17 protein-coding genes are annotated in these 21,479 nt (G+C 43.2%); 16 read left to right on the forward strand and 1 reads right to left on the reverse strand.

Annotated elements, in window-relative coordinates; translation table 11 throughout:
- The first annotated feature begins 137 nt into the window (after positions 1-137).
- Both ACTNES_RS12325 and ACTNES_RS12330 read left to right on the forward strand, forming a co-directional pair.
- Positions 138-1,253 carry a ComEC/Rec2 family competence protein gene (locus ACTNES_RS12325; RefSeq protein ID WP_291811828.1) on the forward strand — a complete coding sequence of 372 codons (1,116 nt, stop codon included), beginning with the start codon at positions 138-140 and terminating at the stop codon, positions 1,251-1,253.
- A gap of 46 nt (positions 1,254-1,299) precedes the next feature.
- A complete protein-coding gene (locus tag ACTNES_RS12330; RefSeq protein WP_291815985.1) occupies positions 1,300-1,983 on the forward strand; it encodes a TIGR00266 family protein in 684 nt (227 codons plus the stop codon).
- Positions 1,984-2,087: 104 nt separating this feature from the next.
- On the opposite strand, the gene ACTNES_RS12335 is transcribed toward ACTNES_RS12330, so the two are convergent.
- On the reverse strand, positions 2,088-2,741 hold the full coding sequence (locus tag ACTNES_RS12335; RefSeq protein WP_441039465.1) for a TetR/AcrR family transcriptional regulator: 654 nt from the start codon (positions 2,739-2,741) through the stop codon (positions 2,088-2,090).
- Positions 2,742-3,004: 263 nt separating this feature from the next.
- On the opposite strand from ACTNES_RS12335, the gene ACTNES_RS12340 reads away from it, so the two are divergent.
- The 14 genes from ACTNES_RS12340 (at position 3,005) to gltX (ending at position 21,395) form a co-directional block, all read left to right on the forward strand.
- Positions 3,005-5,092, forward strand: a complete 2,088-nt coding sequence (locus ACTNES_RS12340; protein WP_441039466.1) for an efflux RND transporter permease subunit — start codon at positions 3,005-3,007, stop codon at positions 5,090-5,092.
- Positions 5,093-5,154: 62 nt separating this feature from the next.
- On the forward strand, positions 5,155-8,169 hold the full coding sequence (locus tag ACTNES_RS12345) for a hypothetical protein (protein ID WP_291811816.1): 3,015 nt from the start codon (positions 5,155-5,157) through the stop codon (positions 8,167-8,169).
- Between the two features lie 243 nt (positions 8,170-8,412).
- Positions 8,413-9,609, forward strand: coding sequence for an FtsW/RodA/SpoVE family cell cycle protein (locus tag ACTNES_RS12350; protein ID WP_441039469.1), 1,197 nt, complete (start codon positions 8,413-8,415; stop codon positions 9,607-9,609).
- A gap of 315 nt (positions 9,610-9,924) precedes the next feature.
- Positions 9,925-10,158 carry an acyl carrier protein gene (gene acpP, locus ACTNES_RS12355; protein ID WP_216459743.1) on the forward strand — a complete coding sequence of 78 codons (234 nt, stop codon included), beginning with the start codon at positions 9,925-9,927 and terminating at the stop codon, positions 10,156-10,158.
- A gap of 141 nt (positions 10,159-10,299) precedes the next feature.
- Complete coding sequence (gene fabD / locus ACTNES_RS12360; RefSeq protein ID WP_441039471.1) at positions 10,300-11,235, forward strand: ACP S-malonyltransferase; 936 nt, start codon at positions 10,300-10,302, stop codon at positions 11,233-11,235.
- Positions 11,222-11,962 carry a 3-oxoacyl-[acyl-carrier-protein] reductase gene (gene fabG / locus ACTNES_RS12365; protein WP_291811805.1) on the forward strand — a complete coding sequence of 247 codons (741 nt, stop codon included), beginning with the start codon at positions 11,222-11,224 and terminating at the stop codon, positions 11,960-11,962. Before fabD ends, fabG begins: the two co-directional genes overlap by 14 nt.
- Positions 11,963-12,044: 82 nt before the next feature.
- Positions 12,045-13,280 carry a beta-ketoacyl-ACP synthase II gene (gene fabF, locus ACTNES_RS12370; RefSeq protein ID WP_291815978.1) on the forward strand — a complete coding sequence of 412 codons (1,236 nt, stop codon included), beginning with the start codon at positions 12,045-12,047 and terminating at the stop codon, positions 13,278-13,280.
- A 105-nt stretch (positions 13,281-13,385) separates the two neighbouring features.
- Complete coding sequence (gene accB, locus ACTNES_RS12375; protein ID WP_291811799.1) at positions 13,386-13,880, forward strand: acetyl-CoA carboxylase biotin carboxyl carrier protein; 495 nt, start codon at positions 13,386-13,388, stop codon at positions 13,878-13,880.
- 140 nt (positions 13,881-14,020) lie between these two features.
- Entirely contained in the window at positions 14,021-14,452 is a 432-nt protein-coding gene (gene fabZ, locus ACTNES_RS12380; protein WP_019162348.1) for a 3-hydroxyacyl-ACP dehydratase FabZ, read from the forward strand.
- Positions 14,453-14,455: 3 nt separating this feature from the next.
- Positions 14,456-15,802, forward strand: a complete 1,347-nt coding sequence (locus ACTNES_RS12385) for an acetyl-CoA carboxylase biotin carboxylase subunit (RefSeq protein WP_291815975.1) — start codon at positions 14,456-14,458, stop codon at positions 15,800-15,802.
- A gap of 33 nt (positions 15,803-15,835) precedes the next feature.
- Positions 15,836-17,551 (forward strand): acetyl-CoA carboxylase carboxyltransferase subunit alpha, encoded by a 1,716-nt coding sequence (locus ACTNES_RS12390; protein ID WP_441039474.1) that lies wholly within the window; start codon positions 15,836-15,838, stop codon positions 17,549-17,551.
- 606 nt (positions 17,552-18,157) lie between these two features.
- Entirely contained in the window at positions 18,158-18,685 is a 528-nt protein-coding gene (locus tag ACTNES_RS12395) for a DUF1016 N-terminal domain-containing protein (RefSeq protein WP_291810941.1), read from the forward strand.
- Positions 18,686-19,009: 324 nt separating this feature from the next.
- Positions 19,010-19,300: a hypothetical protein gene (locus tag ACTNES_RS12400; protein WP_441039476.1), complete on the forward strand. Its 291-nt coding sequence runs from the start codon at positions 19,010-19,012 to the stop codon at positions 19,298-19,300.
- 643 nt (positions 19,301-19,943) lie between these two features.
- The gene (gene gltX, locus ACTNES_RS12405; protein ID WP_291817063.1) at positions 19,944-21,395 is read left to right on the forward strand and encodes a glutamate--tRNA ligase; all 1,452 of its coding nucleotides are present in this window, start codon (positions 19,944-19,946) and stop codon (positions 21,393-21,395) included.
- Positions 21,396-21,479: the final 84 nt, after the last annotated feature.

A 21,479-nucleotide genomic window follows, 5' to 3' on the forward strand; every position in this document is an offset into this window, starting at 1 on the left:
TGTTTTTGACAATTCAATTATACCACATGCAAGTGATTTATGCCTTTTTTATGGGTTAAAATATTGATTTTTCAAGGTTTAGCACACCAAATGGTGTGGGAAGTTTGAGTATTAAATTAAATCAGGAGAATTCATTTATGAAAAGAAAAAGCAAACTACAATCAATAATTTTATCTCTGCTTCTTTTACTTTTCACATTGGTTCCACAGTCAGCGCTGACAGTAAATGCGGCAGCCGGCGGGGACATGGAAGTTCATTTCCTCGATGTTGGACAGGGAAATGCCATTCTGGTACAGTCTGGCGGACAGAATCTGCTATATGACGGCGGAGATCAGAGTCATGCAGATCAGGTAGTATCTTATTTACAGCAGCAGAATGTAGAGACGATCGACTATATGATCTCTTCTCATTATGATGAAGATCATCTTGGTGGTCTTGTCAAATGCTTAAACAGCTTTAATGTAAGCAATGTTCTGGGATCAGATTACGTTCATACATCTAATCTGTTTAATACATTTATGAATACTGCAACTGCAAATGCGATCATTGTACAGTATCCATCTGTAGGCGACACCTTTGATTTTGGTACCGGAAGCTTTACTGTTCTTGCACCGGATGGTATCAGCCAGAACAGCAATGATAACTCTGTTGTGATCAAACTTGAAAATGGTTCTAACAGTTTTATCTTTACAGGAGATGCGGAAGAAACCAGTGAGCAGGATATGATCAGTACGGGAATGAACCTGGACTGTGATGTTCTTTCAGTAGGACACCATGGATCTGCAAGTTCAACAACATGGGATTTCCTTGAAGCAACATCTCCATCTTATGCAGTGATCAGCTGTGGAGTGAATAATCAGTATAATCATCCGTCAGCAGAGACAATGGGACGTTTGTCCGATATGGAGATTCCGGTATTTCGAACAGATAAGCAGGGAACTATTATTGCGGTATCTGACGGAACGACAATCTCCTGGTCACAGGATCCATGCAATGATTATTCTTCCGGTGATGCAGTACAGAGTCAGCAGGAGACAGCAGCTGCTTCTGAACAGGTACAGGCTCAGGAGCAGGAACAGGTACAGGAACCGGCACAGGAGGAAAATTATGGAACTATGGTATGGATTCCTGCAACCGGCGAAAAATATCACAGTATTCCAAATTGTGGCAGAATGAACCCTGATACAGCCAGACAGGTGACACAGTCTGAGGCAGAAGCGATGGGATATGGCCCATGCAGTAAGTGTTTCTGACAGAATCGGTCAGACAGAGAATTCAGAATGGAAAGGAGCGACTGATATGAGATATGAAATTAAAGGTGATACCCTTCCGGTAGTGATCTGTTATCTGGATAACGGAGAGAAAATTGTAACAGAAGGCGGCGGAATGTCATGGATGTCCCCGAATATGAAGATGGAGACAACTTCCAATGGTGGGATCGGAAAGATGTTTGGACGAATGTTCTCGGGTGAGAAAATGTTTCAGAACATTTATACAGCAGTTGGAGGCAACGGAATGATCGCATTTGCGTCCTGTTTTCCGGGATCTATCCGTGCATTTGATATCACACCGGGAAATGAGATCATAGCACAGAAAACGGCATTTCTTGCCAGTGAAGCAAGTGTGGACTGTTCCGTACATTTCAGCAGAAAGTTCAGTGCAGGATTCTTTGGCGGTGAAGGATTTATCATGCAGAAATTCTCCGGAAACGGAACGCTTTTTGCTGAATTTGACGGACATGTGGTGGAATATGAACTGAAAGCAGGACAGAAGATCGTAATTGACACAGGACATCTGGCCGCTATGAGTGCAAGCTGTCAGATGGAAATTGTAACAGTTCCGGGTGTGAAGAATATGCTCTTCGGCGGCGAAGGTGTATTTAATACAGAAGTGACCGGCCCTGGTCATGTATGGCTTCAGACTATGCCGATCAGTAACGTGGCAGGTGTACTCAGACAGTATATATCTACTGGAAAAGAATAGAAATTATATAAAACAAAAGAAAGCTTCGAAATATTCAGATACAGGTTCTGATTTTCGAAGCTTTCTTTTGTTTTATATAATAATATAGATAGAGAATCCGGCTGCTATGCACTGTGATCGATGGCATCCGCAGGAGGCAAGGCTGCGCAGGTGCTGTTATCCTGGGCAAATGTTTCCATGATCCCTGAAATTGTCTTGTGCAGATAAGGACGATACTCCGTCATAGATACTGGCTGCTGATACAGGATACAGCTATAACATGTGGAGCCTACCAGTTCAATGATGGTAAAGAGCATCAGTTCCGGATTCTTATAATGAAGTCCATTCTGCGCCAGCATATCCAGATAGGACTGATAGAAGTTATATTCATCATCCGGCATTTTCTCTTCAAAAGCACCCTTAAATACGCCCCATGCCAGATTCTTGGAAATAAAAAGAAGAAGGTTGCGGTCCTGTCCAAGCTCCGTGAGGATATAATCTACGATAAAATGCACCTGCTGGTCAAATTCAGTTATCTGGGAAGCCTGCAGTGCCTCATGTGCACGGAAAAACAACTCACCTGTTTTATGGGAAACCAGTTTGTTGCGGATATCATACTTATCCTTAAAATAAAGATAAAAAGTACCCTTGGCAACCCCGGCCTGATTTACAATATCTGAAATTGTGGTTTTGGTAAGCCCTTTTGTTGTAAAAAGTTCAAAGGCGGTGTTAAACAGAGCGTCCTTTTTCTTTTTCTTATTTAAATCCAGCTTTCCCATTACAGATCCTTCTTTCATACATTCTTAATTTCATTTTAAACAAAAATGACTAAAAGTCAATATTATATTTTTCCCCCATATTTTTGAACAACAATTTTTGTCAATGTGTCTATATTAACTGGTGGAAAAATTTAGACAAATTGTGAAGAATGATTATTGACTGACAGTCAGTTTTGTTATATAACATTCCATGAGATAAAAAATGACTGTTGGTCATAGAATGATTAAACAGTATCAATAAGAAAAGAGAAAAGGAGAAAAAGATGATTAAGGTAGGAAAGTGGATTGCAAAACACAAAATACTGATCATTATCATCGGAATCGCATTACTGATTCCGGCGTATCTCGGTATGGCTGCAACCAGAATCAATTATGATGTATTAAGCTATCTGCCGGATACCCTGGAAACAGTTGAGGGTCAGGATATCATGGTAGACCAGTTTGGAATGGGAGCGTTCTCCATGATAGTCGTGGAGGATATGGAACTAAAAGATGTAGCTGCTCTGAAAGAGAAAATAGAAGCAGTAGACCATGTAAAGAAAGTTTTATGGTATGACAGCATCATGGATGTTTCCGTTCCTGTAGAAATGCTTCCAAAGGATTTGAGAAATGCATTCTTTAATGGAGATGCGACAATGATGATTGCGTTGTTTGACAATACAACATCATCTGAAACCTCTATGGATGCGGTAACCGAAATCCGTAAGATTACTTCTGAGAACTGCTTTGTCAGCGGAATGACAGGTATCGTTACTGATATCAAACAGATTGCACTGAAAGAGATGCCGATCTACGTTGTCATTGCATCCTGTCTCTCATTAGTAGTACTGCTTCTTGCAATGGATTCACTGGTTGTTCCGGTACTCTTCCTGCTCTGTATCGGCGTTGCAGTTTTATACAACCTTGGAAGTAACATTTTCCTGGGTCAGATTTCCTATATCACTCAGGCACTGACAGCAGTCCTTCAGTTAGGTGTTACCATGGACTATTCCATCTTCCTGCTGAACAGTTATGAGGAGAACAAGAAACGATTTGAAGATGACAAAGAGAGAGCTATGGCACATGCCATCAATGCAACTTTCAAATCTGTAATCGGAAGTTCCATCACAACAGTTGCCGGATTTATCGCACTTTGCTTTATGACCTTTGCACTTGGACGTGACATGGGTATTGTAATGGCCAAGGGTGTTGTTATCGGTGTTTTATGTTGTGTAACTTTACTTCCTGCTCTGGTACTTACCTTTGACAGAGCAATTGAGAAGACAACACATAAGCCGCTGCTTCCAAGCTTTGATAAAGCATCTGCTTTTATCACAAAGCATTATAAAGTATGGCTGATCATTTTCCTGGTAGTGCTTTTCCCGGCTATCCACGGAAACAACAACCTGAAAAACTACTATAATATTGATAAATCACTTCCTTCTACTCTGGATAGTAACGTGGCAAACGCAAAACTTCAGGATACCTTTAACATGAACAATGTACATATGGTATTATTAAAGAAGGGACTGACATCAAAAGAAAAGACAGAAATGCTCAACCAGATCAAAGATGTTGACGGTGTGAAATGGGCACTTGGAATGGACTCTTTCGTAGGCGCTGCATTTCCGGATACCATGATCCCGAGTGATCTGAAGAAGATGCTGGAGAGCGATGAATATGAGATGGAATTTATCTGTTCTGAATATAAGACAGCGACAGACGAAGTAAATAACCAGATCGATGAGATCCAGAAGATTGTAAAAGGCTACAGTCCGGAATCCATGGTAATCGGTGAAGCACCTCTGACAAAGGACTTACAGGATGTTACAGATGTAGACTTAAAGACAGTAAATACAGTTTCCATCCTGGCGATCTTCATTATTATCATGATCGTATTCAAATCAATTTCTCTTCCGTTTATCCTGGTTGCAGTTATTGAGTTTGCGATTTTCGTTAACATGTCTGTTCCGTATTATCAGGGAAAAGAAGTTGTATTCGTAGCAAGTATCGTTATCGGATGTATCCAGCTGGGTGCAACTGTTGACTACGCGATCCTGATGACCAGCAGATATCAGAAAGAGCGAGGCTTTGGAAAGAGTAAGAAAGAATCCATTGCTATTGCGCATAAGACTTCCATGAAATCCATCGTGATAAGTGGATGCAGCTTCTTCGCAGCGACCTTTGGTGTTGGTCTTTATACACAGGTTGATATGATCGGAAGTATCACAAACCTGCTTTCACGTGGTGCGGTTATCAGTACATTAGTCGTACTTTTGGTACTGCCGGCAATGTTTATGATATTTGACCCGCTTATCTGCCATACATCTATTGGATTTGCCAAGAAGAAAATGGCAGAAGAGAAGAAATAAGAAAGAAAATTATATAAAGAAGCTTATTGTTGTAAAGAGAGAATATAAAGGAGTAATCTATTATGAACAGAAACAGAAAGAAAGCAGCTGCAGCGTCACTTGCAGCAGGAATGGCCGTAGTTCTCGGAGCAGGTACTGTAATGGCAGCTGCTGCTTCAACAAGTGACAACAGTGTTCAGAAAGAAGAGACTGTTTATGTAAATACAACAGCAGCCGGAGATGTAACAGATGTTACTGTATCCAACTGGCTGAAGAACTCGGGAGACAGCTCAGGATCTGAGATTAAAGATACCTCTGATTTGACAGATATCAAGAACGTAAAAGGTGATGAAACTTTTACACAGAACGGTGATAACCTGACATGGAGTACAGACGGAAAAGATATTTATTATCAGGGAAAAACTGATAAAGATCTCCCAGTTTCCGTAGGAATCAAATACTATCTGGATGGTACAGAAGTTTCTCCGGATGACCTGGCAGGAAAGACCGGACACCTTAAGATGGAAGTTACTTATACAAATACTTCCAAGACAACTAAGAAAGTAAACGGAGAGAAAACAGATATCTATTCTCCATTCGTTATGGTAACTGGAATGATCCTTTCTACAGACAATTTCTCCAATGTAACGGTAGACAATGGAAAAGTAATCTCCGACGGAAGCAGAAATATCGTGATCGGTCTTGGAATGCCTGGAATGAAAGAGAGTCTTGATCTGTCCGATGATATCGCAGATGATGTTGATATTCCGGAAGGATTTACAATGGAAGCAGATGTTACAGACTGCGAGATGAGCTCTGCATTTACAGTAGCGATGTCAGATATCTTCAGCGATATTGACTTTGATAATATCGATGGACTGGATGATCTGAAGGACTCCATGAAAGATCTGACAGATGCAGCAGTAAAACTGGTAGATGGTACAAAAGATCTCTATGATGGAACAACGACACTGAATGATAAATACAAAGAATTTTATGATGGAATCGGTACTCTGAAATCCGGTGTCAGCGACCTTAATGATGGTGCGAAAGAACTGGATGACGGTGCACAGCAGTTAAGCAGTGGAGCGCAGACATTAAATACAGGAGCACAGTCTTTAAGCAGTGGAGTTTCTTCTTATACTTCAGGAGCAGACACACTTTCAGCAGGAATTCAGCAGTATACAGCCGGTGTAGATACACTGGACAGCAAGATGGCAGAATATGAAGAGGGAATGAAAACCCTTACTGAGGGCGTAAATGCATACGTTGCAGGCGGTAATCAGCTGGCAGGAGGTGTACAAAGTTATGTGAATGGTACAACTACTCTGACAGACGGCATGCAGCAGTATATTGCAGGTGTTAATCAGCTGGCAGGAGGTGTAAGCCAGTACGCAGGAGGTATTAAGAGTCTGGTAGAGGGTATTGGACAGATGACTCCTGGAATTAATTCAGCAGTAACCGGAATCCAGACTGCTGTAGATAAAATGACAGCTCTTTCCAGCCAGATTGATGCAAATGAGCTTGCTAATTTCAGTCAGAATATTACAGCTTATACAACAGGTGTTTCTACTTATACTTCTAAAGTACAGGAGTACATTGAGAGTGTAGAGAAACTTGCAGCAGGTCTGGAACAGCTTGAAACTGCCCTGGAAGGTATGAGTGCTTCGACAGCTTCTGAAGTACAGGCAAGTGCGCAGGCAATGTCCGGTCAGTTAAATGACAGCGCAGATACAATGAACAGCCAGGCTGATGCAATTGAGTCCTGGATCAGTGATTCTTCTGATGTTTCTGTTGATGCATCTTCTGTAGAAGCAGGAGTTGCTGCAGTCAGCAGTCAGCTGGAAGCAGCAGAATCTGCTTTATACAATATTGACACAAGCAATATGGATGATGAGACAGCTGCTGCTGTAGAATCTGCAATTAACGGTGCTTTAGGTTCTATTCAGGCAGCTGAGAACAGCGCATCTAATATTGATACTTCTACAATTACAACTTCTGCACCTGACACATCTGCACTTCAGGCAGCAGCAGACAGCTTAAGAGCATCTGCAGACAGTGCTGAATCAGCAGCAGATACACAGGAAGCAGCAGTAAACAGCAGCATGGAACAGCTTCAGCAGCAGTTACAGGCATTAAGTCAGGGAATGCAGCAGGTACAGGCAACTGTAGCACAGTTGAATGCAGGGGCAAAGGAACTTACTTCTAATGACGATGCACTGACAGCCAGCGGAAGTCAGCTTGCAGCAACAGGAAATGAGATTGCAAATGGTGTGAGCACTCTGAGCGGACTGTTTGGAGGTCTTGAGCAGCAGTTACCGGAAATGTTAGAGGGAATCAATCAGCTTAAGAGCGGATCTGACCAGCTGACAGCTGCAAACAAAACTCTGCAGAGCGGATATGAAAGCCTTGCAAAAGCAAGCACAGAGCAGATGATTTCAGGTGCAGATACACTTCTCAGTTCAGGTAAGACATTAACAGCAGGAATCACCCAGCTTCAAGGTGAGAACAATGCCAATGCGCAGGCATTGTTAAAAGGTGCTAAGACTCTTAAGAGTGCCAGAAAGAGCCTTACAAGTGGTATGTCACAGATCAGTTCTGCAACAGGTCAGCTTGTAAGTGGTGTAGATACTCTGTCATCCAACAGTGGAGCGCTTTACAGCGGAGCGTCCCAGCTTTCATCCAACAGTTCTACATTAAACAGTGGAGCATCTCAGCTTGCATCCGGAGCACAGACTCTCGCATCTGGAGCACAGACTCTTGCATCCGGAACATGCAGCCTTGTTTCCGGAACAAAGACATTACTTGATGGAACAAATGAACTGTCAGACGGCAGTGATCAGCTCAAAGATGGTATCAAAGATCTCAATGACGGTGCAAAAGAATTAAATAAAGGACAGAAGAAGTTTTACAAAGAAGGTATCAAGAAACTGGATGATACTGTAAATGGAGATCTTCAGGATATCCTTGACAGATTCGAAACAATTCAGTCTGACGATGTGATGTACACAACATTCACAGACAGATCCAGTGATATGGATGGAAATGTTAAATTCATCTTTGAATCTGACCCGATTGAAATTGATGATGAAGAATAATTTTGTGGAATTGTTACGGGAAAGAACAGTGACTAATAAGAAATGTTGCTGAGAATGGAAAGAACAGCAGCGGAGGACTTAGTGGGGCAGATGCATTGTGCAACTGCCCCATTGCTTATAAGAAAGGTTTCTGCTATAATGAGAACGAAATCCGGGGAAAATAGATCTTATCACTTCGGAACAGATAGGAAATCAAGTTTATCTTTCACAGAAAAATAAATTTAGAAAGCAACAGGTGATTAAATGTCAAATACAAAATCACAGAAGCAATCATACAGAACTTCGTCGGGAAGGAGCAATACACGACGAAAGACCAGGGCAGATTATTATGACTACAGTCTGGTTGCTGTTATTGTACTGCTGACCTGTTTTGGACTTATTATGCTGTACAGTACAAGCTCGTACACGGCGGAACTGAAATATGGAGACGATATGTTTTTCTTCAAGAAACAGGCGCTGATCAGTGTGGCGTGTATTATTATGGCACTGGTCATTTCCAAGATCAACTATCGTATTCTGAATCGTTTTGCAACGATATTGTATGTAGCGGCGGTCGTGCTGATGATGCTGGTTAAGACCCCTCTTGGACAGTCTGCAAACGGAGCCCAGAGATGGCTGAATCTGGGACCGATTCAGTTCCAGCCGGCTGAAATTGCAAAGATTGCAGTTATTGTTTGCCTGCCATATATGATCGTACATATGGGAAAGAAAGTAAAGACCTTAAAAGGATGTATGGTGCTTGGCGGTGCAGGAGCATTTCTTGCATTGATCGCATATGTATTTACCGATAACCTGAGTACAGCGATCATTATTTTCTGTATCACTGCAGGATTGATCTTTGTTGCACATCCTGATACAAAGATTTTCCTGATCATTGCAGGAGTTGTGATTGGTTTGTGCGTTATAGGAGTTCTCTTCCTGAAAGCAACATTAAGTGTTGATGGAAGTGGAAGTTTCCGTCTGAGACGAATCATGGTATGGCTTCATCCCGAGGACTTTGCAGATACCTGGGGATATCAGACGATTCAGGCATTGTATGCGATTGGTTCCGGCGGATTCTTTGGCAGAGGACTTGGAAACAGTATTCAGAAGCTGGGAAGTGTACCTGAGGCTCAGAATGATATGATTTTCTCGATTATTTGTGAGGAACTTGGAATTTTTGGAGGTCTGATCGTATTGATGCTGTATGCATATCTGATGTACAGACTGTTTTTTATCGCACAGAATGCACCGGATATGTTTGGTTCTCTGATGGTCAGCGGAATTTTTATCCATATTGCGCTGCAGGTTATCCTGAATATCGCAGTTGTTGTAAATCTTATGCCGAATACGGGTGTTACCCTGCCGTTTATCAGTTACGGAGGTACGTCAGTTCTGTTCCTGATGGCGGAGATGGGCCTTGCACTGAGTGTGGCAAGGCAGATTAAGTTTGAAGAATGACCTGAAATAAAAAATAAGAATGTTTCAGGAATCAACTTGTCGACAGGTACTGTCGATACACAGGCGTTAAAAATTAAATAAAATAGTGCTTGACAAACAGAAGTGGAGAATATATACTTTGAGCATCAAAGTAATTGGACCGTATGTAACGACTATGTTGATAGAACTGAGTATCATACTGTCCGGTTAGAAATAAGCATGAAAGCGGATAAATCCCGCTTAATAAAAATAAAAACAAGAAAGAAACAAGTAATATCCGGAGCTGGAGACAAGAGAAAGAAATATCCGGGGCTTGAATTAAAGGAGAAGAGAACTATGTTAGAAAAAATGAGTGAAATGATCGCAGAACAGTTAAATTGTGACGCAGCAGAAATTAATGCTGACACATCTTTCAAGGATGACCTTGGAGCAGATTCCCTTGACCTCTTTGAACTGGTTATGGCTCTGGAAGACGAATATAATATTGAGATCCCTGCAGAAGATCTTACAGATCTGACAACAGTTGGCGCTGTTATGGATTACCTGAAAGATAAAGGCGTAGAAGCTTAATCTTACGGACTTACAGACAAAGATAAAAACTCCCCGGAGTCGGAAATGGCTCCCGGGAGAAATTTTTTGATATTATAATTTGAATATCAAAATATTTTAAAATAAAATAATTTGAAACAGAAACAAAGAAAGGAAACAGATATGTCCAAAATTGCATTTGTATTCCCGGGACAGGGCGCACAGTATACAGGTATGGCAAAGGATTTCTACGAGAAATTTCCTGTAAGCCGTGAGGTGTTTGAAAAAGCATCCAAAGCATCCGGTCTTGATGTGGAAGCTTTGTGTTTTGAAGAAAATGAGAATTTAGATATTACAGAATATACACAGATCGCTATGTTGGCAGCAGAGATCGCAATCTTAAGAGCAGCAGAGGAATCCGGGATCACATCCCAGGTAAATGCCGGATTAAGCCTTGGCGAGTACGGTGCCCTTGCAGCGTCCGGAGTAATGACAGAAGAGGATGCCTTCGCAGTAGTGCGAAAAAGAGGAATCCTGATGCAGGAGGCATATCCGACAGGCGGCGCAATGTCAGCAGTCCTTGGAACAGATGCAGAACTTATCGAAAAGGTCTGCCAGGAGACAGAAGGAATTGTATCCATTGCAAATTATAACTGCCCCGGACAGATTGTGATCACAGGAGAAGAGAAAGCAGTCGCAGCAGCAGGAGAGGCATTAAAAGCAGCCGGTGCAAGACGTGTGATCCCGCTTAAAGTCAGCGGACCTTTCCATTGCGGACTTCTGAGAGAAGCCGGAGAGAAACTTGGACAGGCTCTGGCAGATGTGGAGATTCAGAAGTTTGCCATTCCATATGTGACAAATGTAACTGCACAGAACGTGACAGAGCCTGAACAGGTAAAGGAGCTTCTCGTAAAACAGGTGGCTTCCTCCGTGCGCTGGCAGCAGTCTGTAGAGCAGATGATCAGTGATGGTGTAGATACATTTATCGAAATCGGACCAGGAAAGACACTGACCGGATTTCTTAAGAAAATCAACAGAAATGTAAAAGCCTTACATATAGAGAAAGTAGAAGACCTGGAAGCAGTAAGAAAGGAGTTGTCTGTAAATGCTGGAGAATAAAGTAGCACTTGTCACCGGTGCAGGACGCGGCATCGGACGCGCTATCGCCATTGCGCTTGCAAAAGAAGGTGCAGAGGTGATCGTCAATTACAATGGCTCCGAAGAGCGTGCAAAAGAAGTAAAGCAGACCATCGAAGAAAACGGTGGAAAAGCTTCTATATATAAATGCAATATCAGCGATTTCGAAGCCTGCGAAGCCATGATAAAAGATGTGGTAAAAGAACACGGTCATCTGGATATTCTGGTAAATAACGCCGGGATCACCAAAGACGGTCTGATCATGAAAATGAAAGAAGAAGATTTTGATTCCGTATTAAATGTAAATCTGAAAGGCACATTTAATACCATTCGTCACAGCGCCCGTCAGATGCTGAAACAGAGAAACGGAAAGATCATCAATATTTCCTCTGTTTCCGGAATCCTTGGAAATGCAGGCCAGGCAAACTATGCAGCATCCAAAGCAGGAGTTATCGGTCTGACAAAGACAATGGCAAGAGAACTCGGAAGCCGTGGAATCACAGTAAACGCCATTGCACCGGGATTCGTAGACACAGAAATGACAGAAGTACTTTCTGAAGAACTGAAAGAGAATGCTTGTAAGCAGATCATTCTGGGACGATTCGGAAAACCGGAAGATATTGCAAATGCGGTAGTATTTCTGGCATCAGACAAAGCAGATTATATCACAGGACAGGTCATCAGTGTGGATGGCGGTATGAATGTATAAAGCAGAGACAGATAAAAGTGTCGGAAGAAGACGCTTATTTGTCAGAAATATTGAATAATGTTACATAGATGAGGAGAAGAAAATGAGAAGAGTAGTGATCACGGGTATGGGAGCTATCACTCCTGTAGGTCTGAATGTAGAAGAATTCTGGAACAGTGTAAAAGAGGGCAAAACAAATTTTGCAGAAGTAACCCGTTTCGACACAAACAAATACAGAGCACACATGGCAGCAGAGATCAATAATTTTAATGCAAAAGATTACATGGATTTCAAATCAGCCAAACGTATGGAACTTTTCAGCCAGTATGCAGTTGCAGCAGCAAAAGAAGCCATCGAGCAGTCCGGCCTTGACATGACAAAAGAAGATCCGTTCCGTGTAGGATGCAGCGTAGGAAGCGGCATCGGAAGCATGCAGGTAGTAGAGAAATCCTGCGAGATCCTGGAGACAAAAGGCCCGGGCAGACTGAATCCTCTGATGATCCCACTTCTGATCTCCAACATGGCATCCGGAAATGTATCCATTCAGTTCGGCCTCCGTGGAAAGAACATCAACGTTGTAACAGCCTGCGCAACAGGAACCCACAGTATCGGTGAAGCATACCGCACCATCCAGTGGTCTGATGCAGACGTAATGGTCGCAGGTGGAACAGAAGCAGCCATCACACCAACAGGCTTCGGCGGTTTTGCAGCTCTGACAGCCCTGACATCCTCCACGGATCCGAAGAGATGTTCCATTCCTTTTGACAAAGAAAGAAGTGGTTTCGTTATGGGTGAGGGTGCAGGTGTCGTAGTTCTGGAAGAACTGGAACACGCAAAAGCACGTGGTGCAAAAATCCTTGCTGAAGTCACAGGCTACGGTGCAACCGGCGATGCATTTCACATCACATCTCCTGCAGAAGACGGCTCCGGTGCAGCCAAAGCTATGGAACTTGCAGTAAAAGAAGCAGGCATTTCTACAGATGACGTATGGTATGTAAACGCTCACGGTACAAGTACACACCATAACGACTTATTCGAAACCATTGCCATCAAGAAGACATTCGGTGAGCATGCAAAAGAAATGAAAGTAAACTCCACCAAATCCATCACAGGACATCTTTTAGGCGCAGCCGGTGCAGTAGAAGTGATCACCTGCGTGAAAGAACTTCAGGAAGGACTGATCCACCAGACTGTAGGCTATCAGGTACCGGATGAACAGTGCGACCTGGATTATGTAGGAAACGGCCCGGTTAAGATGGATATCAAATATGCACTGTCAAACTCCCTGGGATTTGGCGGACATAACGCATCTTTACTTATTAAGAAATACGAAGACTAATCTTACAGAAACAATAATTAATACAGATCCGGCGGAGCGAAAAATCAGATATCTGTCTGGATCAGACAGTCTGAATATCTAATTGATTCAGGCAGGAGGAAATAAATGGAATTATCAAATATATTAGAACTGATCCACGCAGTCAGCGATTCAAAGCTGACACAATTTAATCTGCAGGACGGAAACTTAAACATCTCCATGTCAGCAGAGAAAACAATCGTGCAGCAGGTAGCAGCAAATGCAGATGCAGCAGCATTTGCTGCCCAGTATCAGGCAGCAGTACAGCCAGTTGTGCAGTCAGCGTCCCAGTCTGCCGGACAGAATGAGACAGGCGCAGGTATAGTATCTGATGAAGAAACACTCACAGGAAATGTAGTGAAATCCCCGCTTGTAGGAATCTACTATGCAGCCTCATCACCTGACAGCGCTCCGTTCGTAAAAGTCGGAGACAAAGTAAGCAAAGGTCAGGTCCTTGGCATTGTAGAAGCAATGAAACTGATGAACGAGATTGAATCAGAATTCGATGGCACAGTTAAACAGATTTTGGTAGAAAATGAACAGATGGTAGAGTTCGGACAGCCAATGTTTGTGATAGAATAGAGAAAAAGATAGTTACTGTTCACACGCTACTATTCCGCGAGGTGCTTTGGCATGAGTATGCCAAAATCCTGAGACATACGGCGCGAAACGTGTTACTGGACATGGAATGAACAGTAACAAAAGATAAGGAGGTATTTATAATGAAACTTACAACAAAAGAAATCATGGAAATTATTCCCCACAGACACCCGTTCCTCCTGATCGATACAATCGAAGATCTGGTTCCGGGCGTAAAAGCAACAGGAAAGAAATGCATCACATACAATGAGCCGCAGTTCGCCGGCCACTTCCCACAAGAACCGATCATGCCGGGAGTCCTGATCATCGAAGCACTTGCCCAGACCGGTGCAGTTGCAATCCTGAGCAAACCGGAAAACAAGGGAAAAATCGCATACTTTGCATCCATTAACAATGCGAAATTTAAGAACAAAGTAGTCCCGGGCGACACTCTTACACTTGAAGTAGAAATTATCAAAGAAAAAGGTCCGATGGGAGTCGGCAGAGCAAAAGCCACAAATCAGGACGGAAAAGTAGCAGTGATCGCAGAACTGACCTTTGCAGTAGGAGCATAACAGATGTTTGGAAAAATTTTAATCGCCAACCGAGGCGAGATCGCAGTGCGCATTATCCGCGCATGCCGCGAAATGGGAATCCGTACAGTTGCCGTATATTCAGAAGCAGACAGAGATGCCCTGCACACACAGCTTGCAGATGAAGCAGTCTGCATTGGCAAAGCACAGTCCACAGACAGTTATCTGAACATGGAACGGATATTAAGCGCAACTATTGCCACAAACGCAGAAGCCATTCATCCGGGCTTTGGTTTTCTCTCAGAGAACAGCCGTTTCGTAGAGATGTGTGAGAAATGCAACGTAGCATTTATCGGTCCATCCGCGGAAGTCATTTCCAGAATGGGAAATAAATCCGAAGCAAAAAACACGATGCGCAGAGCCAAAGTCCCGGTAGTTCCAGGCACAAAAGAGCCGGTCTACACAGTGGCAGAAGCACAGGAAGCAGTAAAAGAAATCGGCTTCCCGGTCATGATCAAGGCTTCTGCAGGAGGCGGCGGAAAAGGAATGCGTGTAGCCAGAAATGAGCAGGAATTTGCTAAATTATTCGAGACAGCACAGCAGGAGTCCGTCCATTCTTTCTCCGACAATACCATGTATCTGGAACGTTTCGTAGAGAATCCGAGACATGTGGAAGTGCAGATTCTTGCAGATAAATACGGAAATGCGATCCATCTCGGAGAGCGTGACTGTTCCGTCCAGAGACGACACCAGAAAATGATCGAGGAATCCCCGTGCATCGCGATCTCTGACAAACTGCGAAAGAAGATGGGTGAGACCGCGGTCCGCGCCGCAAAGGCAGCAGGATACGAAAGCGCGGGAACCATAGAGTTCCTGCTGGATCAGTCCGGCGAATTCTATTTCATGGAAATGAACACCAGAATCCAGGTAGAGCACCCGGTAACGGAATTCGTATCAGGCGTAGACCTGATCAAAGAGCAGATTCGTATCGCAGCAGGCGAACCATTAAGCGTTCAGCAGAAAGATATAGAAATCCGTGGTCATGCCATGGAATGCAGGATCAATGCCGAAGACCCTGAGAGATATTTCATGCCATGTCCCGGCAGGATCACAGACTTGCATCTGCCTGGCGGAAACGGAATCCGCGTGGATACAGCAGTCTACAATGACTATGCAATTCCGCCATACTACGATTCCATGATCGCCAAGATCATCGTCTACGACAAAGACCGCCGCAGCGCCATCCGGAAGATGATCAGCGCACTTGGGGAAGTCGCGATTGAAGGGGTAAAGACAAACGTAGACTTCCTGTACGAACTGCTGAACCAGCCAGACTTCCAGGAGGGGAATATCACTACAGATTTCATTCCGCAGCATTATCCGGATTTATAAAAGAATTGGGTTACATAAAGGAGCAGGATTTTAATGGCAGACTTGAAGAGATTTTTTAAGAAAACAGTTTCAGAAGAGCGGAACAAACAGTCCGCATCTGTTTCCGTACCTGAAGGCTTATGGATCAAATGTCCAAAGTGCGGAGAAATAGTTTACAGAGAAGACGTAATATCCAACGCCTACGTGTGCCCGAAATGCGGAGGATATTTCAGGATCAGCGCGAAACGCCGCATCAAAATGATCGCAGACAAGGGAAGCTTCAAAGAGTGGTTCACAGGAATCGAAAACAGCAATCCCCTGGACTATCCGAACTACCCACAAAAGATTGAAGATCTGAAAGAGAAAATAAAAATGGACGAGGCAATCCTCATCGGGGAAGCCACCATCGGCGGCATCCGCACCGTACTCGGAGCCATGGACGCCAGATTCCTGATGGCATCCATGGGTTATGTAGTGGGAGAAAAAATTACCCGCTCATTTGAAGAAGCCACACGTCAGGGCCTACCGGTTATCCTGTTCTGTTGCTCCGGCGGCGCAAGAATGCAGGAAGGAATCGTATCACTGATGCAGATGGCAAAAACCTCCGCAGCCATCAAACGCCACTCCGAAGCAGGACTCCTTTATACATCTGTACTGACAGACCCCACCACCGGCGGCGTCACTGCAAGCTTCGCCATGCTCGGAGACATCATCCTTGCAGAACCGGGCTCCCTGATCGGATTCGCCGGTCCAAGAGTCATAGAACAGACCATAGGCCAGAAACTCCCGGAAGGCTTCCAGAGACCGGAATTTCTTCTGGAACATGGATTTCTCGACGGAATTGCAGAACGAGGGTCCATGCACGATACCCTTTCCCTCATCCTGAAACTACACAGTACAAAAGAACAATACGGAGAATTTCCACAGGAAACCCCGGCAAGAGCATTCGACACCTTTGGTAAAAAGAAAAAGCAGAAGAAACAAAAAGACCTCACCGCCTGGGACAGAGTCCAGATTGCCAGAAGCAGCAATCGCCCGTCTGCAGCAGAATACATTGACACGATCTTCGATGACTTCATGGAACTCCACGGCGACAGGGGTGTCAGAGACGACAATGCCATCATCGGCGGCATCGCCACACTGGACGGACAACCCGTCACCGTAATCGGAATCCGAAAAGGGCACACCACAAAAGAAAATATCAAATGCAATTTCGGAATGCCATCACCCGAAGGCTATAAAAAAGCACTTCGCCTGATGAAACAGGCAGAGAAATTCGGACGCGCAGTCATCGCATTTGTAGATACACCGGGAGCATTCTGCGGACTCGAAGCAGAAGAACGCGGACAGGGCGAAGCCATTGCACGCAATCTCCTCGAAATGTCAGACTTGAAAGTGCCAGTACTTTCTATTGTAATTGGCGAAGGCGGCAGCGGCGGTGCACTTGCACTGGCAGTCGGTAACGAAGTCTGGATGATGGAAAATGCAACCTACACCATCCTCTCACCGGAGGGCTTCGCCTCCATCCTCTGGAAAGACAGCAGAAAAGCACCAGAAGCCGCAGAAGTTATGAAAGTAACAGCGGCTCATCTGAAAGAACTGGGAGTCATCGAACGCATTATACCGGAGGAATATCCTGCAAGTGAGGAAAACTTACTGGAAATCGCAGAGTATATGAAGATTAGAATGAAGCAGTTTCTGGTGAAACAATCTGGTAAAAGAGGTGAACAGATTGCACAGGAACGTTATGAGAGATTTCGCAGGATGTAGATTGTAATCGTCAAAAGGGACGCGCATAAAAATATTTTATTTGGAGTGCGGTTTCGGGACCTAAGATATTCTAAGCCCTCAGAAATCTGCTAAAAGCATGAGCCGTCTTGTCAAACTCGCTCCGTTGCAAACTCCGCTCAGACAGTGAAGCAGCCGGCTCATAACGCAGATTTCTGAGAGCTAAGAATATCTAAGACCCCTGCAAATGCACTCCAAATAAAATATTTTTATGCGCTGTTTTGTTGTATGTTGTCATGTACTTTTGCAATATTTGTACTGAGTGGAAATATGTTATTTTGCCAGTAGCCAGACATCTTACGTTTTCATCTGTTCTTTCTCATTGGTTACTGTTTAAAATGGAGTAGAAGAAATAACAATCTTTTCAGCTTTACGCTAAAATGGTTTCATGATATCATTATTTTGATCAATTGTAATCAGAAAATGATATTATGAAGCTTTTTTTATTTTACAGAAAAGATTGCTGTTACCGATTTATTATGGAAAAAGATAAAAGAGTATATGGATTATTTTTGAATTACATATTAGCATATCAAGAGAGAAAAATAATGATAAGAATTATGTGAAAGCGAGGCGATGAGTGTGCTAATGAATACATCTGAGTATCTTTCTATTATTGAAAATATCAAGAGTGAAATTACTGCGGCACAATACCGTGCGGCGGTTCATGTGAATGCAGATATGATTCTTCTTTATTATGACATCGGTTGTGTGATCAATGAACATAAGTCATGGGGCAATAAGTTTATTGATAACCTTGCAGCAGATATTCGGATAGCTTTTCCAGAAAGCAAAGGTTATTCTGTTCGTAATTTGAAGTATATGGCAAAATTCGCTGAGACTTATCCGGATCGAGAATTTGTGCAACAGGTTGTTGCACAAATTCCGTGGGGTCACAATATTGTTCTTCTGGATAAGGTTGCTGATATGAATGAACGTAAATGGTATATCCAAAAGTCAGCAGAAAACGGTTGGTCTCGAAATGTACTTGTCCATCAGATTGAAAGCAGATTGTATCAGCGGCAGGCTCTGGCAGATAAGGTCACAAATTTTGAACATCGTCTACGGGGGTGCCTCTCCCTACTATATCTGAATGGCTTGGTCATTCGAATATAGAAACGACTCGTTTCTACGCCAAGGTTACTGAAGAGATGAAGAGGGAAGCACTGCATAAGCTTAGCGATAGTGACAGATCCGTCTTTAAGGATGATGTGGTGTTCAAGTATGCCAATGACGAAGATGCTATCAAGCGGCTTTGTGGATTAAAATAAATGCCGATAGTTTATTAACCATGCCTGATATTGAGTCAGGCATGGAATCTTACAGAAATTTTATCGGCATTTCTAAAATATCGGCATATGGTCTATCGAATGTTTTTTCAGATCATCAAAATCCTTTCTGAAGTTAGGCACTGAATTTCAGAGCCATAATTATGGTGCAATGGTAAGCCATACGACCATTGTATTTACAAGATATATCATTCTGGAATGGATCCGGAGGAACCAAAATGACCAGAAAACGTATGGCGAATTATTCTTCATGTTCTGTGATGATATCCAGGACATGGACTTAACCAGTGCACTTCAGAGTCTTATGGCTCTGTTTGTGGAACACATTTTAACATTATCTGCTGATATTACATCCATTATAAAATGTAAAGTAAGTGAATGGATTGCATCTCAAGCCGCATTTATTCAGGATTTATTTGGAAATATCAGCTGGGAAAGTTGAGTTATTTATATTTAGTGGCAAATATCACAAAAATAGTAGCTTCGCAAAATTGAAACATCCCTCTATTATATTGTGATAAGTGAGTTGGAAGAACTTACTGATAAGGAACAGAAGATGGAAGAATGACTGTACTTAAAAAGAACGCCAGAATTATTGTGAAGCAGAGGATAAGTATTCGAATGGTCCTGAATGTGACGTAATACTATGCAGATATTTATTACAACAGCCATACAGAAGAATGTGTGTGCAATATTTCCAGAGGACAGTAGCCAGCATGGGAAGCAATCATGTCCGGGGGCGAATTTGAGGGTTCATTGTAGTTCTTGGTATTCGGAAAGACGCGTTATGAGCCGATCGTTTCACTGTCTGAGCGAAGTTTGCAACGGAGCGAGTTTGAGAGAGCGGCTCATGTTTTTAGCGGCTTCCCGAATGCCTAGAAATACAATGGTTCTGAAACTGAGCCCCCGGACATGATTGCTTCCCATGCGTCCCTTTTCAAAAAACATTAAAATTTTCCAATATCCCGACTTGAAATAAGAAAGCCTCTGACGTATAATAAACCCGAAAGTAGAAAGGCGCTGCTTTTAAGCAGGGTCTTTTTTTACAGATTTTGAATATATAAATAATTCAGGAGTGAAAAGTTATGACCAAGATCAGAACAAGATTTGCACCAAGCCCTACAGGCAGAATGCATGTTGGAAATTTAAGAACAGCATTATACGCATACCTTATTACAAAACACGAAGGCGGAGATTTCATTCTCCGTATTGAAGATACAGACCAGGAACGTTACGTAGAAGGTGCCGTAGACATCATCTACCGTACCCTTGCAAAGACAGGACTTCTCCACGACGAAGGTCCGGACAAAGACAAAGGTTTTGGACCATACGTACAGAGCGAACGTCAGGCACAGGGAATCTACCTGAAATATGCACAGCAGTTAGTAGAACAGGGAGACGCATACTACTGCTTCTGCCACAAAGAAGAACTCGAAGGCATGAAACGTATTGTAGGAGGAAAAGAGATCTCCATCTACGACAAACGCTGCCTTAAACTCTCCAAAGAAGAAGTACAGCGCCGTCTTGATGCCGGAGAACCACACGTAATCCGCTTCAACATGCCGACAGAAGGAACTACAACGTTCCACGATGTAATCTATGGAGATATCACAGTAAACAACGAGGAACTCGAAGACCTGATCCTTATCAAATCTGACGGATATCCGACATATAACTTTGCAAACGTAGTTGATGACCATTTAATGGAGATCACACACGTAGTAAGAGGTAACGAATACCTTTCCTCCGCTCCGAAATACAACCGTATCTACGAAGCATTCGGATGGGATATCCCGGTTTATGTACACTGTCCTCTGATCACAGACGAGACACACCAGAAACTTTCCAAACGCTGCGGACATTCTTCCTACGAAGATCTGCTTGATCAGGGATTTGTATCAGAAGCGATCATTAACTATGTAGCACTTCTCGGATGGAGCCCTGCAGATAACAGAGAGATCTTTACACTGGATGAACTGGTACAGGCATTTGACTACCGTCATATCAATAAATCACCGGCAGTCTTTGACATTGCAAAACTGCGCTGGATGAACGGCGAATATATTAAGAAAATGGATCCGGATGAGTTCTATGAGAAAGCACTTCCATACATGAAAGAAGTTCTGAAGAAAGATTACAACTTCAAGAAGATTGCAGGAATGGTACAGACAAGAATCGAAACATTCCCTGATATCCCGGCTCTGATTGACTTCTTTGAGGAAGTACCGGAATATGATTCCGCTATGTACTGCCATAAGAAAATGAAAACAAATGAAGAGACTTCTCTTGCAGTATTAAAAGAAGTACTTCCGGTTCTGGAAGAGCAGGAAGATTATACAAATGATCCGTTATTTGAGACCTTAAGTGCATTCGTAAAAGAGCACGGCTATAAGAACGGATACGTAATGTGGCCTCTGCGTACTGCTGTTTCCGGCAAGCAGATGACACCGGCTGGTGCTACTGAGATCATGGAGATTATCGGTAAAGACGAGACAATCAAACGTGTAAAGGCGGCTATTGAGAAATTAAGCAAATAAATATGAAGAGAAATCCATCTCAGCTTCGGGCGATCGCTCACCTGTCGGGACCAATGATGGTCCTGGCAGGCCCCGGCTCGGGGA

Origin of the sequence: Blautia sp. HCP3S3_D9 (assembly GCF_052063845.1) — a bacterium.
Taxonomy (GTDB): Bacteria; Bacillota; Clostridia; order Lachnospirales; family Lachnospiraceae; genus Blautia_A.